Raw genomic sequence first — 14,367 nt, 5'->3', positions numbered from 1 at the left:
CTACAAAATTATTCCCTCTTCAAATGAATTTCCATTCAAATATTCGCTAACGTTCAGAGGTTTTTTATTTGGAAGTTGTAATCTTGTGATAATTATAAATCCATCTTCACAAGCAACTTTTATTCCATTCTTGTCTACTTTTACAACTTCCCCATTCTTATTATCATTATATTGTTCTATTATGTTGATATTGTGAACTTTTACAGTTTTATCGTTTAATTTAAAAAACAAACCTGGCCAAGGAGTCAATCCTCTAAATTTATTGTAAATTACATCTACTTTTTCATTAAAATTAATTTCACCCATAGATTTTTGAATTTTGCCTACTGTAGATGCTTGATTTTCATTTTGTTTTTCTCTTGAATCGAAATATTTTTGATAATCATTGATAACTTTATCTATTAAATCAGCACCCATTATCATTAATTTATCATGTAATTCTTCAAGCATAATGTCTTTGTCAAGCTCAATTTTATCTACAGCTAAAACATCACCAGTGTCAAGTCCTTGTTCAACTAACATAATACTTACACCAGATTCTTTATCACCATTTAGTAACGAATAATTTATCGGAGAAGCTCCTCTGTATTTGGGCAAAATTGATGCGTGAACATTTAAAATCTTATTTTTAAATCTATCCAAAATTCTTTTTTTGATTAATTGCCCATAAGCTACAACTACAATAAAATCAGGATTAAGGCTATCTAATAAATTAAAAACTTCATCGTCATTTATATTTTGTGGAGTAATAACATCTATTCCCAAATCCATAGCTTTTTTCTTAACAGCTGTAGGTGAAAACTTATTTCTGTTTCGTTTTTTGTCTTGTTGTGATATTACTAATTGAATTTCGTTATTGGGATTGTCATATAATCTTTGTAAACTTTCAACAGCAAAATCTGGTGATCCTGCAAATACAATTTTATTTTTCATTATTTAAGCTCTCAATCTCCTCATCAGTAAGATCCAAAACTTTATCAGTGTACAATACGCCATCCAGATGGTCCAATTCATGACAAAAACAATGTGCTTTGTAATCAGTGGCAGTTTTTCTTTGAATATTTCCATCTAAATCAGTGTATTCTACAGTAACCGTTTTAGGTCTTTCAACATATCCATTTTTACCAGGAACTGAAAGACAACCTTCAACATTAATTTGTTTTTCGTCTGATCTTTCTACAATTTTAGGATTTATTAGAACCATTTTACCGTCTTCATCTTGCATGTCGATTACTACTATTCTCTTAAGCATTCCAACTTGAACACAAGCCAATCCTATCCCATTATTTTCATACATTGTTTCAAACATATCATCTACGATTTGTTTGATTCTATCATCTATTTTTTCAACCTCTCTTGATTTTCTTCTCAAGATTGGATCATTTTCTAATCTTATTTGTCTTAATGCCATATTATCTCCTAAAAATAACTTTGAGGATCTAACGTTATTTTGAGTGTTATTCCCTCTAAGTTAATATTGTATTCATTATTTATCAAAACTTTTTTAATTATTTCTATTATTCTATCTTCTCCATTTGGAAATTTGTAGTACAAATCAAACCTGTACATATTATTAATTCTCTCTATTGGAGAAGGATGAGGACCATTTATCAATGTTGTAGATAATTTGTATTTTCTAATCAGAGCAGCGACATAATTCGATATCTCATTGATTTTTTTCATAGCAACATTTCTGCTTCTACTGGAAATATTTATGTTTAATATTCTGAAAAAAGGAGGATAATTAAATGATTTTCTTAGCTTGATCTCCTTTTCATAAAACATCTTGTAATCATGAAGTGCCGCTGATGTGATAGCAAAATTATCAGGCTTATATGTTTGGATTATTACATCTCCATCATATTCTGCTCTTCCGGCTCTTCCGGCTACTTGAGTTATCAATTGAAATGTTTTTTCGTTTGATTTGTAATCTCCTAAGTTCAAACTAATATCTGCAGCCATTACACCGACTAGTGTTACATTTGGAAAATCAAATCCTTTTGACAACATTTGTGTCCCAATTAATATATCTATTTCTTGATTATTCATCATATCATAGATTTTTTTGTAATCTTTTTTTGTGTTTGTAGTGTCCCTATCCATTCGTGCAATTCGTGCATCTGGAAAAAGCTCTCTTGTTTCTTCCTCTAATTTTTGAGTTCCTGCTCCAAACTCTTTTATAAATTTTGAACCACAGTTGGGGCATATTTTGGGCTTTAATGCGGTTCTACCACACATGTGACAAATCAACCTATTCTTTGTTTTGTGATATGTCATTGAAACATCACAGCTATCACATTTTAGTACATATCCACATCTTCTACATGAAATAAAAGAAGTGTGACCTCTCTTGTTTAAAAACAAAATAGTTTGTTTTTTGTTGTTCAAATTTTCTTGAATTTTATTGAGAAGAACTTTACTGAACATTCTCATATTCCCAGTTTCGAGTTCTTTTCTCATGTCTACAATAGTGCATTCAACAGGGTTTGTATTATTTGCTCTTTTGTTCATTTCTATAAGGTTGTACTCACCTTTTAAAGCTTTGCTGTATTCTTCAACACCAGGAGTTGCTGATCCCAATAAAAGCTTAGCGCTATTATATTCTGCTCTAAATCTGGAAATATCGATAGCGTTATATTTAGGATTTTTTTCACTTACATAACTTGTTTCATGCTCTTCATCAATTATTATCAATCCTAAATTTTTAAACGGAGAAAATACTGCACTTCTAGCTCCAACTACTATTTTGTATTCTCCATTATACATTTTTCGAAATTGTTCGAATTTTTCGTTAACATTTAGCTTAGAATGAATTATCGCAACTTTTCCAGGAAATCTTCCCTCAAATCTTTCAATAGTCTGCGGAGTCAATGAAATTTCGGGAACCAAAACTATGCTATCTTTTCCTTCTTCTAACATTTTCTCAACAAAATGCAAATACACTTCTGTTTTACCACTACCCGTTACACCATGTAACAAATTGAATTGATTTTCTAAAATCGAATTGTAGGCTTCTTCTTGCTGAGAATTTAGTTTTATTTTTTGATAAGTTTTTGTATCATCCACAACAATTCTGTCAACTTCTTTGAAATAAATTTCAACAATTTTCTTTTCTTCCAGCGCTTTTACTACGCTTGAAGTCGTATTAGTTTTTGCTAGAAGCTCACTATAAAGCATGTTGTTTTTAGTTTTGAGCATATCAACTATTTTTTGTTGGGCATTTGCTCTTCTTGAAATTACCGGATTATCTTCTATAAGCTTGACGTATTTCAATAGTTTTGGTGTGATTTGTTGATCGTATACTAAATCCATTTTCAAAAAATCAGATTTTACATACTCCATTAGCTTTTTATGGCTAATGTCTGAAATCTCTTTAATTTCAGAATATTCTTTCTTGGTTTTAAGAATATTGTACAAATCTTCATCTACATTTTCTAACTTATCATTAGCAGTGAAATATTCTTTTAATTCTTCAAAGTTACCAGGTGGCAAAATAGTTTGAAAAGCAGAGCTATAGTCGCTTAAATATTTATCAACCATGAAAAAAGCAATATCTATCGATTCTTGAGTGACAATAGGATTTAAATCTACTACTGATATTATTTCTTTGTAATCAATATCTTGTTTAGGGTTATCATTAATTCTAACCACTAGCGCTAATTTGTTAATATTTGATTTTCCAAAAGGTACTATAACTCTCATTCCAACTTCTACATCTTCACTTGAATAATATGAGTATAGCCTGTTAGTCATCTTTGATTTGTTTCTAAAAATAACATCAATATACATGTTTACCTACTTTATCAAATCCAATATCTTATCTGCGATATTTAATTTTGTATTCTTATCAATTTCTAATATATTATCTTTGCTGATTACAGTTACCTTATTGTATTCTGAATTAAATCCAATGTCTTTTTTCGATACATCGTTTAATACTATAAAGTCTAGATTTTTTTTATCTAGCTTTTTCTTAGCATTTTCTAATAAATTATTTGTTTCTGCCGCAAATCCTATAAAGGTTTGACCATCTTTTTTATTTAATGATTTCAAAATATCTGGGTTTTCTTCTAATTCTAATGAATTGATACCGTCTTGTTTTTTTATTTTTAAATCTTTTCTATTTTTTACTTTAAAATCACTTACTGCTGCAGCCATAATTAAACAGTCGAAATTGTCGATGCAACTTTCGATTTTTTCTTTCATTTCAATAGCAGACTCCACTTTGATGTTTTCAATACCGTATGGACTTTCTGCTGTTGTTTTTCCAGAAATAATTGTCACATTGGCCCCTCTCATAAAAGCTTTCTTCGCAATCGAATATCCCATTTTCCCACTAGAATCATTCGTTATATATCGTACAGTGTCAATTCTTTCAACTGTAGCTCCGGCTGTAATCAAAATTTTCTTTCCTTTTAAATCTTTTTCGCAAAAGTATTTTTCGACTTCTTCAACAATTTCCCAAGGTTCCTTTAATCTTCCATCTCCTTTTGTGTTACAAGCGAGCATTCCGCTATTTGAACCTATAATTAAGTGTTCCTTTTCTTTCAAATCTTCGATGTTTTTTTGTGTAGCTGGGTTATTCAACATATTGGTATTCATACTTACACAAAACATTATTGGCTTGGTATAAGCTAGTGCTGTAGATGATAGCAGATCGTCTGCAATACCATAATTTATTTTAGCCATAGTATTTGCACTTGCCGGTGCAATCAAAAACAAATCTGCCCATTTTGCAAGCTCTATATGTTCAACAACCTTGTGTGAATTGTTATGAAACATTTTGTTTTTAACATCGCATTTTCCAATTGTTTCAAATGTCATTGGACTTACAAATTCACAAGCTGAATCAGTCATTATAATTTTGATATTATAGTCAAGTTTTTTTAGTCTACTTACAACATCTACAACCTTGTAAATAGCAATTCCTCCAGTAACACCTAAAAGAATATTTTTACTCATTTGATTTGTTTTCCCAAACCTTTTTTTCCATAACTTCTTCTAAAGCTGTAGTAACTGGTTGAGCTTTTGCTTTCTTTAGTTTTGTGTCTTTACCGTCTATTAACATTCTTGCTCTTTTACTTACCATTACACAAAGTGCATATCTACTATTGTTTATTTCTGATAATTTTTTAAATGATGGATTAATCATATTTTTCTCCTTTTACAACTCTAAATTTTTCTGCATCGATTATAGTTTCAATATTTTTTACAGTTTCGTCAACATCTTCATTGATAACTGCATAATCATATTCATCAATAAAACTCAATTCTTTCTTGGCATTTTGCATTCTAATATTAATTGTTTCTTCATCTTCTGTATTTCTTCCTTCAATTCTTCTCCTAAGTTCAATCAAATCTGGTGGAAGAATGAATACAAAAACAGCTTCTGGATAGTTTTCTTTTACTTTTAATGCTCCTTGAACATCAATTTCTAGAATAACTATTTCTCCTTTATTTATTTGATCAAAAACAAAGGATTTTGGAGTTCCATAATAGTTATTGTGCACATTAGCATATTCAATGAAATCTCCTTGCTCTATTTTCTTCTTAAACTCATCTAAACTCAAAAAATAATAATTTTCTCCGTCTATTTCATAAGGCCTCTTCTTCCTTGTTGTAGCGGATACAGAATATACAATATCATTTTTTTGTGATATTAATTTTTCACAAACAGTTCCTTTTCCAACTCCCGATGGACCAGAAACAACTAATAAAAATCCGTCTCTCATATTAATCTTCCTTATTATTTGATTTATCTAATCTCATTTGTAAAGTCTCTGGTTGAAGACAACTCAACACAACATGACTTGAATCCATAATTATTACGCTTCTAGTTTTTCTACCAAAAGTAACATCGATAAGATTATTGTCTTCCTTTGCTTTTTGAACAATTCTTTTAATTGGATTTGTTTCGGGACTAACAATCGCAATAATCCTGTTGCTATTTACTAAATTTGAAAATCCTATACCTAAACTTTCCATTTTCCCTCTATTCAATGTTTTGTACTTGTTCTCTCAATTTTTCAATCAAACTTTTAACTTCAATAACGCAAACAGAAATAGATTCATCATTCGATTTCGAAGAAATTGTATTGATTTCGCGATTCATTTCTTGAATTATAAAATCCAATTTACGTCCTATGCAATCTTTCATATCCATTGCTGATTTAAATTGAACTATATGAGAATCAAATCTCTTTAATTCTTCGTTAATGTCCACTTTGTCAGCCATTAAAGCAACTTCCAAGCACATTCTGTCCTTATCAATTGTTTCTTCATCTAACAATTCAGATATTTTATTAAATAAATTTTCTCTGTATTCTTTTACACTATTTTCAGTCAAGCTTGATATTTTAGATATTTGTTCTTCTATTTTTGATAGATTGGTCGATAAATCTTCCATCAAATTATCGCCTTCAATAGATCTCATCGAATATATTTTATTCACAGCTTCATCTAAAACTTTTAAAATATTATCGTGTAAAAATTCATTATCTAAATCTTTGTAAGTAAATGACATTACATCATCATATTTTACTAAATCCCTGACATTGATATCTGATGCCATATCTAACTTTTGATTTAATGAATCAAGCTTTTCCTTGATTTTTTGAGCTAATTCATAGTTGATATCCACACTGTCAACTGATAGTTGATATTTTTTAATTTTGATATAAACATCAACTCTTCCACGTTTTAACTTGTTTTTGATTAATGATTTCATGTCTTCCAACATAAAATTCAAATAACTCGGCATTGAAAAATTGAAATCCAAATACCTATTATTAACAGATTTGATTTCAATATCTATGCTGCAATCTTCCAATTCCAAACTAGAAGATCCAAATCCTGTCATAGACTTCATTCTATCGCCTCCTCTGATATTGTTAGTGTATATTAATATTTAAGAATTTACAATGATTTATTACAATTTTTAAACAATTTCTTTGATTTTGTCAATATCATAAGAACTCATATCGACATTAACAGTGTTGAAATTATTGTAAAACACCATTCCAGGTTTTGCTCCCTTAGCTTTTTTAACATTTTTCTTTTCGGTATAATCAACTTCAACGTATTTTTCTTTACTCATTGAGGAGAAATACGCCGCTAAGAAACAAGCAATGCCGTAGTCTTCTTCAGTCAAGTTTTCGTTTCGCATTATGACGTGTGAACCTGGCATATCTTTTACGTGAACGAAAATATCTTCTTTATTAGCTTGTTTCAAAGTTAGATTATCATTTTGGTAATTATTTTTACCTACAAAAATATCAACGTTATTTTCTGTTACAAAATGTCTTGGCTTTGATGGTTTTACTTTTGCAGTTTTTTTCTTAGATTTTTTTATCAAACCTATTTTTACTATCTCATCCTTAATTTCTGATAGTTCTTGATACTCTGTTACTCTCTCCAAAGTTTCTAGAAGTTGTAGAAGATATTCATTCTCTTGTTTTATAAGAGGAAGCTCTTGTGTAATCATTTTTTCTCTAGTTTTTAATTTACTAAATTTTTTGTAGTAATTTTGTGCGTTTTCATTTCCAGATTTTATTGGATTCAATGGAATCTCAATTGGGTTCATTTCATCATAGAAATTTTGTACATTTATTTTATCCACGCCTTTATGAATCAAATGCATATTTGAACTTATCAAATCAGCATAAACTTTGTAAATATCCCTTTTCTTAGCTTCTTGCAAATCTACAGTTAAATTGCTCAATTTATTTGAATTTCTTTGAATTTTATTTGAAACGATTTTCTTCAAGTGCGAAGATTTTTGTGTAATTGAATCGTTTGAACTGTGTTTTTTATAATAATAATCCAACATTTCGTGAATATCATCAAAGTTTTTCTTTTGATATCCGTATTTTTCTAATTTAATTACATGAAAATCCTTTAATTTTTCATCTTCATCGATGACTATAGAATAATCATAATCACAATTTCTGATAGCTTCTCTAACTTCAATAAAAGCTTGATTAAATCTTAATTTTTCATTTTCAGTCAAATCTTCAAGTCTTATGTTAAAATCCAAATCTGCTCTCAGACATATTTCTCTTGAAATAGTTGGAGAAAATCCTGTGTAATTTTTATAAAAAACTTGTTGCAGTTTAGTCGTTCCTTCTGCAATATCCGTTGGAAGATCATCCGATTGTAGAATATTTATCTTATCATCTTCCAAGCACGAATACTTGGTTTTTGGAAGTATTTGTCTGATGCTTTTTGTATCGAAGCTAATTCGCTTAATTGCATCTACAATCATTTTACTTTCTTTTTCAATTAAAATTATATTGGAATGTTTACCCATAAGTTCTACAACTAATGTGTAGTTCATGTCATAACCCATTTCGTCTCTGCTATTGATGTCAATACTAACAACTCTATCCATCGATTCTTGATAAACATCAGTTATAACCGCTCCTTGTAAGTATTTTCGCATCAGCATACAGAAATTATACGCTTCAATTGGGTTTTTCTTATTTTCATTTGTAAAATGCATCCTCGGTAAAGATGAGGATGCAGAAATAAGAAGTTTATAATTTTGTTTGTTATTATAGATAATTAAATCCAATTCGTTTTTATCGGGTTGATTAACCTTGCTGATTTTCCCGTTGATTAATTTTCCTTTTATATCGTCTACTATCGCTTTTGTTACAATTCCGTCAAAGCTCATTATTACTCCTTATCTTCTCATTGCTCTTTGCATATTTCTCAAATCGTCACGTTTTTTCAAAGTTTCTCTCTTATCGTATAGATTCTTACCTTTTGCAAGAGCTATCTCTACTTTTACAAGTCCATTTTTTTCATAAACTCTTAGAGGTATCAAAGTATAACCTTGTTCTTTTGTTTTTCCGATTAATTTTCTGATTTCAGATTTATGCATTAAAAGTTTTCTTTTTCTTAAACTATCCACGTTAAAAATATTTCCTTCTGTGTACGGACTTACATTCATAGAATAAACAAAAACTTCTGAGTTTTCTATCATGCAGTAACTTTCCTTAATGGAAACTTTCCCTTTTTTGATAGATTTTACTTCAGTTCCTTTCAGTTCAATTCCACATTCGTACACATCTTCGATAAAATATTCGTGACGTGCTTTCTTATTGTTTGCTAATAATTTTATATCACTCATTGTATTCCTTTTCTAATTTACAAATTCAAAATCTATTTGACGTTTATCTTTGTCACTATTTATAACTTTAACTTTAACTTTTTGTCCAATATGATACGATTTTTTAGTTCTTTCTCCATAAACCGTGTAGTTTTTATCGTCAAATACATAATAATCATCTATCATAGATTGAAATTGTACTAAACCTTCAATCGTGTTGTCAAGTTGTACAAAAATTCCAAATTTTGTTAGCGAACTAATAATTCCCTCAAATTCTTCATCTATGTGTTGCTGCATATATTCCGCAGATTTCATATCAATAGCTTCTCTCTCAGCTTCTTCAGCTCTTCTTTCAGTTGCTGAACATTGTTTTGCGATGTCTTTGATATATTTCATGAATTCTTTTTCGTTATTAGTATCTGGCTTATGATTTATAAAATTCTTCACAATTCTGTGTATAAATAAATCAGGATATCTTCTGATTGGAGAAGTGAAGTGCGTATAGAACATCGATGCAAGTCCAAAGTGAATACTAGGATTTTGGCTGTACTCAGCTTTTTGCATAGATCTTAATAAAAGCGAAGATAATAGAGGTTTTTCAGGTTTGCCATCTAGTTCATTTAAAATTCTTTGATAATCTTTTGAATACAAATTCTTACCTTTCAAATGGTAACCAAAATTAGACAAAATTCTTTTAAAAGTATTCACCTTTTCTTCGTCAGGTTCTTCGTGAACTCTGTACAAAAATGGTCTATCCAAATATCCAAAATGACTTGCCACTGTTTCGTTTGTAATCAGCATAAACTCTTCAATCAATTTATTTCCAATTCTTCTTTCATCTTTTGTAACATCAACTACTTTAGAATTTTCATCTAAAATAATTTTAGTTTCTGGAAAATCAAAGTCGATGCTTCCTCTATTTTTCCTTCTAACACTTAGAATTTCATACAATTCTTTCATTAGTAATAAATTATCCGTGAGTTTTTCATCATCATAAGGATTTTCTATGTTTTCCAAAAAGTCTGACACATTTTTATAGACTAATCTATAATCAGAATTTATAACAGATTCATAGAATTTGTAGTCAAGAGTTTTTCCTGTTGGCGAAATTTCCATTTTAACTGTCAAACAAAGCCTGTCTTCATTAGGATTTAATGAGCAAATTCCATTAGATAATTCTGTAGGTAACATAGGAATTACTCTATCCAACATGTATACACTTGTTCCTCTTCTAAAAGCTTCCTTATCTAGTGCAGTATTCTTTCTAACGTAATGGCTCACATCCGCTATGTGAACATATAGTATGAAATTATCATCTTTTTTAGTAATACTAATGGCATCGTCAAAATCTTTTGCATCAGATCCATCAATTGTCACAGTAAACAAATCCCTAAAATCAATTCTAGATTTCTTTTCTGATTCATCCACCTGTTGCTCTATTTCCTTTGCTTGTTCTTTTACTTTTTTGGGAAATTCATACGGTAATTTAAAAGTCTTTGCTATAGAATAAATGTCAATTCCAGGATCGTCCTTTCCTCCTAAGACTTCAACTATAACTCCTTCTGGATTTTTGTGTTTTTTAGATGGAGTTTTAATTAATTTGACTACGACTTTATCGTTGTTTTTCGCCCCATTTTTATTACCAGATTGGACAAAAACATCGAACCCGTATTTTTTATCATCTAAAATTACAAAACCATAACCTTTTGCTTCATCAAAAGTTCCCACAAGTTTTTTTGTTTCTCTGGATAAAATTTGTAAAACTTTCCCTTCAGGACTTCTGTTTGGTTTTTTATCTACAGTTATTGTAACTAAAACTTTATCTTTGTGGATTGCGCCATTTAAATCTTTTTTGGCTATAAATATATCGTCAATGCTTTCATCATCGGGAATAAAATAGCAAAAATCACTTCCAGATCCTTGAATTGTACCTGGATATGCTTTTTGCTCTGTAATTGGAATTATATTAGAATTTTTATCAAGTAAAATTTTCTTATCTTTTTGTAGTTCATTAATAATCTTATGAAAAATTTTCTTATCTTTTTTTTCAATATTTAATCTTGAAGATAATTCATCAAAAGTTAAAGGAATATAATCATTAGAATTTACGATATTAAGTACCTTTTGCTTTATTTTCATTAAATACCTCCTGGTTGTTTCCTATCTATATTATACCCTAAATGATAAAAAACTACCTAATTATTGTATTTAACGTTTATTTTACAATTTTCCCTTTATCAATAAAAATTAATCTATCAGATAAAATTTCTGCCTCAACTCTATTATGGGTAACCATGATAATTGGAATATCCAATGATTTTTTGATTTCGATTAATTCTTCATAAAATTTATTCTTAAATTTTTCATCAATTGAACTGAAAGGTTCATCCATTAATAGCAAACGCGGCTTATTTGCTAACGCTCTAACTATTGAAACTTTTTGTTTTTCTCCACCTGATAAAGTATTTGGAAAATTTCCCAAAAGATATTCAATTCCTAGTTTTTCTATAAGTAACTTTGTATAATTTATGTCAGGATTCATAAAGAAAATATTGTCTTTAACACTCATATTTGGAAATAGTGCGTAATCTTGAAAAACATATCCAATTTTTCTTTCCTGTGGTTTTAAATTTATTTTATCTGAAAACAAAATATTATCATCAAGAATAATCTCTCCTTTATCCGGAGTTAATAAACCTGCGATCGAGTTTAAAATAGATGTTTTTCCGCTTCCAGACTCACCCATTATGCACAAAATTTCATTTTCTACTGTAAAATCCACGTTCAGTATAAAATGATTTAATTTTTTTTCAATATTACACTCCAGCATTTCTATTCCTTCTCTTTTCTATCCATCTATTCAAGAAATATATCAATGAAAATGAAAATACTACAACAACAACCATTAAAGTATTTGCCGTTGTTTTATCACCACGTTCAACCGCGTAGTACATCGCCAATGGAATTGTTTGAGTTTTGCTCGGAATATTTCCAGCAACCATCATAGTCGCTCCAAATTCTCCTAAACTTCTAGCAAAAGCAAGTACCAAACCACTAATTATTCCTGTATAAGCTAAAGGAATTGCTATTCTGAAAAATATTTTCCATTCACTAGCCCCCATAGTTCTTGCTGCATTCAAAATTTTCTTGTCTATACTTTGAAAAGATGCTTTACAGTTTTGATACATAAGTGGAAACGAAACTATTACAGACGCAATAACACACGCTTTCCAAGTAAAAATAACACTCCATCCAAAATTATCATAAAAAAATTTCCCAATTAATCCATTGTTCCCTATTACAATTAAAAGTATATACCCTAATATTGATGGTGGTAAAACAAGAGGCAATGTGATAATTGCCTCTAATATACTACCATTTTTCTTGTTAAATTTTACCATCATCCATGCAATAAATATTGATAGAATAGACGTAATAATAGTTGAAATTATGGATACCTTTAATGAAATAATAATAGGCATCATAATATCATTATTCATGGCTAGATTCAAAACCTGCTTCCTTGAAATATTTTGCTGATAATTCGTTTTGTAAAAATTCATACAATTTATTTTGCATTTCGGTATTCTTAGAGTAAGTTGTTTTAGTTATCGGATAAATAATAGGTTTGTGAGAACTTTCATCAACATTAAAAGCAACTTCAACCTTATCATCAGTTACAGCATCAGAAGAATAAACAAATCCAACTTCAACTTCCTTGCTGTCAACAAATCTCAAAGTATCTTTAACATTTTTACCATATACAAATTTTTCTTGAAGCTTGTCCAATAAATTATAATGAGTCAAACTTTGTTTTGTATATTGTCCTACTGGAACAGTTTCCAATTCTGCTACAGCAATTTTACCTTTAATGTTTTCCAAATCTTCAATTTTAGAAATTGTAACATCAGTTTCTTTGTTTTTAACAATAACTAACTTGTTTTTTAATAAACTTTTTGAATCTTTTACAAGTTCTTTTTCTTCAAGAGCTTTAACTTGTTTTTGTCCTGCTGAAACGAAAACATCACAAGGAGCTTTTTGTTCGATTTGTTTTTGTAATTTTCCTGAACTTGCTAAGTTAACATCTACTTTAACATTATTTTCTTTTTCAAATTCAGGAATAATTTTCGCTAATGATTCTTCTAATGAAGCTGCTGCAAATAAGCTTATGTTTTCATTATTTGTCTTTTCTTCTGTTTTCTTTTCTGCTTTTTGTTCAGTATTTTGTTTTTCATTTTTTGCACAACTAGCCAAAATTAAACACCCCACTAACATTAATAGTAAGTACTTTTTCTTCATTTCATTATCCTCCTTCAAATATAACGCTATGTATTAAAAAAGCCCTTAAAAAGGCTTTTTTTCTTAATTAAAAATTAACTGATGCGATGTATTTGCAATTGTCTTTATCGTTTAATTCTTCTTTAACAGTCCAATTTGCATCAATATTATTATAATTAGCTAATTCTGTATAATAGTACATCACAATTCCTGCATCTATTAAATTTTCTATTCCTTTGTAATCCTTGATATACAAATCAAAATCGTCATCATTTAATACAAATCTCCATGGTTGTTCGTTTTTAGTTGAAGGAGCAAATCTCAAATAACTAAATAACTCATCCAATCCATAATTTTGTAATTTATCTATATCGATTGGAGTAGAAAGTGATTTGTCACAAACAAATTCTTCAACACCAATTCTTGAGCTAAATTTCTTCTTACCAAATCCAAATTCATTTGGAGCATATCCCATAGCAAGTAAGAAATCTACATTAGAATTATCTCCAAAAGCTGATTTTTTGGATTCTTCTGAAGCATTAGATATAGTCACCCAGCAGCTTCCTACATTTAATGCATCTAATTTTGTGATTAAATTTTCAAAATAAAATGCACCAAATATCATTGATAACTCATTATTCTTGTCAGCTTCCATTGCGATATAATGGTTAGCTTTAATCATAGTTCCTTCGTATCCACCTTCTCCATCAAGAGCATTGTAAACCACAGAACCATCTTTGTATAATTTAAAATTAACGTCGTATTTCTTTGCAAAATTGTTTATTTCAAAAATAATAGATTCAACTTTTTTTAAATCTGAATCACTAAGATTTTTTGATTTAAAATCTCTTACGGATTTTCTATTTTCTAAAAATTCATTCATTGACATTTTACTTACCCCTTATCATAAATCTTATAATTAAATAATACTACAAATTGCGAATAATCACAAACATTTTGATATAATAATTAAAGGT

The 14,367-nt window shown here is 29.2% G+C and carries 15 protein-coding genes; all 15 read right to left on the bottom strand.

Annotated elements, in window-relative coordinates:
• The 15 genes from fmt to B9N53_RS02590 all read right to left on the bottom strand — a co-directional run bounded on the left by fmt (position 1) and on the right by B9N53_RS02590 (position 14,273).
• A complete protein-coding gene (gene fmt / locus B9N53_RS02660; RefSeq protein WP_094203563.1) occupies positions 1-933 on the bottom strand; it encodes a methionyl-tRNA formyltransferase in 933 nt (310 codons plus the stop codon).
• Complete coding sequence (gene def / locus B9N53_RS02655) at positions 923-1,411, bottom strand: peptide deformylase (RefSeq protein WP_094203562.1); 489 nt, start codon at positions 1,409-1,411, stop codon at positions 923-925. The genes fmt and def overlap by 11 nt, the downstream gene beginning before the upstream one ends.
• A gap of 8 nt (positions 1,412-1,419) precedes the next feature.
• Positions 1,420-3,789, bottom strand: coding sequence for a primosomal protein N' (gene priA / locus B9N53_RS02650; RefSeq protein WP_094203561.1), 2,370 nt, complete (start codon positions 3,787-3,789; stop codon positions 1,420-1,422).
• A 6-nt stretch (positions 3,790-3,795) separates the two neighbouring features.
• Positions 3,796-4,962 carry a bifunctional phosphopantothenoylcysteine decarboxylase/phosphopantothenate--cysteine ligase CoaBC gene (gene coaBC, locus B9N53_RS02645; RefSeq protein ID WP_094203560.1) on the bottom strand — a complete coding sequence of 389 codons (1,167 nt, stop codon included), beginning with the start codon at positions 4,960-4,962 and terminating at the stop codon, positions 3,796-3,798.
• Positions 4,955-5,152: a DNA-directed RNA polymerase subunit omega gene (gene rpoZ / locus B9N53_RS02640; protein WP_094203559.1), complete on the bottom strand. Its 198-nt coding sequence runs from the start codon at positions 5,150-5,152 to the stop codon at positions 4,955-4,957. Before rpoZ ends, coaBC begins: the two co-directional genes overlap by 8 nt.
• Positions 5,145-5,732: a guanylate kinase gene (gmk, locus tag B9N53_RS02635; protein ID WP_094203558.1), complete on the bottom strand. Its 588-nt coding sequence runs from the start codon at positions 5,730-5,732 to the stop codon at positions 5,145-5,147. The genes rpoZ and gmk overlap by 8 nt, the downstream gene beginning before the upstream one ends.
• Position 5,733: 1 nt before the next feature.
• Entirely contained in the window at positions 5,734-5,985 is a 252-nt protein-coding gene (locus B9N53_RS02630) for a DUF370 domain-containing protein (RefSeq protein WP_002838275.1), read from the bottom strand.
• A 7-nt stretch (positions 5,986-5,992) separates the two neighbouring features.
• Positions 5,993-6,868 (bottom strand): YicC/YloC family endoribonuclease, encoded by an 876-nt coding sequence (locus B9N53_RS02625; RefSeq protein WP_094203557.1) that lies wholly within the window; start codon positions 6,866-6,868, stop codon positions 5,993-5,995.
• A gap of 69 nt (positions 6,869-6,937) precedes the next feature.
• On the bottom strand, positions 6,938-8,674 hold the full coding sequence (locus B9N53_RS02620) for an Rqc2 family fibronectin-binding protein (protein ID WP_094203556.1): 1,737 nt from the start codon (positions 8,672-8,674) through the stop codon (positions 6,938-6,940).
• A gap of 9 nt (positions 8,675-8,683) precedes the next feature.
• The gene (gene smpB, locus B9N53_RS02615) at positions 8,684-9,133 is read right to left on the bottom strand and encodes an SsrA-binding protein SmpB (RefSeq protein WP_094203555.1); all 450 of its coding nucleotides are present in this window, start codon (positions 9,131-9,133) and stop codon (positions 8,684-8,686) included.
• 12 nt (positions 9,134-9,145) lie between these two features.
• Positions 9,146-11,251 (bottom strand): ribonuclease R, encoded by a 2,106-nt coding sequence (rnr, locus tag B9N53_RS02610; protein ID WP_094203554.1) that lies wholly within the window; start codon positions 11,249-11,251, stop codon positions 9,146-9,148.
• 76 nt (positions 11,252-11,327) lie between these two features.
• The gene (locus B9N53_RS02605; protein ID WP_094203553.1) at positions 11,328-11,942 is read right to left on the bottom strand and encodes an ATP-binding cassette domain-containing protein; all 615 of its coding nucleotides are present in this window, start codon (positions 11,940-11,942) and stop codon (positions 11,328-11,330) included.
• Complete coding sequence (modB, locus tag B9N53_RS02600; RefSeq protein ID WP_241684723.1) at positions 11,929-12,612, bottom strand: molybdate ABC transporter permease subunit; 684 nt, start codon at positions 12,610-12,612, stop codon at positions 11,929-11,931. Before modB ends, B9N53_RS02605 begins: the two co-directional genes overlap by 14 nt.
• Positions 12,605-13,411, bottom strand: coding sequence for a molybdate ABC transporter substrate-binding protein (gene modA, locus B9N53_RS02595; RefSeq protein ID WP_094203551.1), 807 nt, complete (start codon positions 13,409-13,411; stop codon positions 12,605-12,607). The genes modB and modA overlap by 8 nt, the downstream gene beginning before the upstream one ends.
• A 67-nt stretch (positions 13,412-13,478) precedes the next feature.
• Entirely contained in the window at positions 13,479-14,273 is a 795-nt protein-coding gene (locus tag B9N53_RS02590; RefSeq protein ID WP_242432389.1) for a nitroreductase family protein, read from the bottom strand.
• Positions 14,274-14,367 lie beyond the last annotated feature (94 nt).

Source organism: Finegoldia magna (assembly GCF_002243175.1).
Taxonomy (GTDB): domain Bacteria; phylum Bacillota; class Clostridia; order Tissierellales; family Peptoniphilaceae; genus Finegoldia; species Finegoldia magna_J.
Note: the sequence above shows the minus strand (reverse complement) of the source record. Positions and strands in the feature narration are given on the sequence as shown.

What these genes read in the sequence shown, in the direction of transcription:
- rpoZ (WP_094203559.1), bottom strand. Translation starts at nt 5,152, where the DNA reads ATGATTAATCCATCATTTAAAAAATTATCAGAAATAAACAATAGTAGA.
- B9N53_RS02630 (WP_002838275.1), bottom strand. Translation starts at nt 5,985, where the DNA reads ATGGAAAGTTTAGGTATAGGATTTTCAAATTTAGTAAATAGCAACAGG.
- B9N53_RS02625 (WP_094203557.1), bottom strand. Translation starts at nt 6,868, where the DNA reads ATGAAGTCTATGACAGGATTTGGATCTTCTAGTTTGGAATTGGAAGAT.
- rnr (WP_094203554.1), bottom strand. Translation starts at nt 11,251, where the DNA reads ATGAAAATAAAGCAAAAGGTACTTAATATCGTAAATTCTAATGATTAT.
- priA (WP_094203561.1), bottom strand. Translation starts at nt 3,789, where the DNA reads ATGTATATTGATGTTATTTTTAGAAACAAATCAAAGATGACTAACAGG.
- def (WP_094203562.1), bottom strand. Translation starts at nt 1,411, where the DNA reads ATGGCATTAAGACAAATAAGATTAGAAAATGATCCAATCTTGAGAAGA.
- coaBC (WP_094203560.1), bottom strand. Translation starts at nt 4,962, where the DNA reads ATGAGTAAAAATATTCTTTTAGGTGTTACTGGAGGAATTGCTATTTAC.
- modB (WP_241684723.1), bottom strand. Translation starts at nt 12,612, where the DNA reads ATGAATAATGATATTATGATGCCTATTATTATTTCATTAAAGGTATCC.
- B9N53_RS02605 (WP_094203553.1), bottom strand. Translation starts at nt 11,942, where the DNA reads ATGCTGGAGTGTAATATTGAAAAAAAATTAAATCATTTTATACTGAAC.
- fmt (WP_094203563.1), bottom strand. Translation starts at nt 933, where the DNA reads ATGAAAAATAAAATTGTATTTGCAGGATCACCAGATTTTGCTGTTGAA.
- B9N53_RS02590 (WP_242432389.1), bottom strand. Translation starts at nt 14,273, where the DNA reads ATGAATGAATTTTTAGAAAATAGAAAATCCGTAAGAGATTTTAAATCA.
- gmk (WP_094203558.1), bottom strand. Translation starts at nt 5,732, where the DNA reads ATGAGAGACGGATTTTTATTAGTTGTTTCTGGTCCATCGGGAGTTGGA.
- B9N53_RS02620 (WP_094203556.1), bottom strand. Translation starts at nt 8,674, where the DNA reads ATGAGCTTTGACGGAATTGTAACAAAAGCGATAGTAGACGATATAAAA.
- modA (WP_094203551.1), bottom strand. Translation starts at nt 13,411, where the DNA reads ATGAAGAAAAAGTACTTACTATTAATGTTAGTGGGGTGTTTAATTTTG.
- smpB (WP_094203555.1), bottom strand. Translation starts at nt 9,133, where the DNA reads ATGAGTGATATAAAATTATTAGCAAACAATAAGAAAGCACGTCACGAA.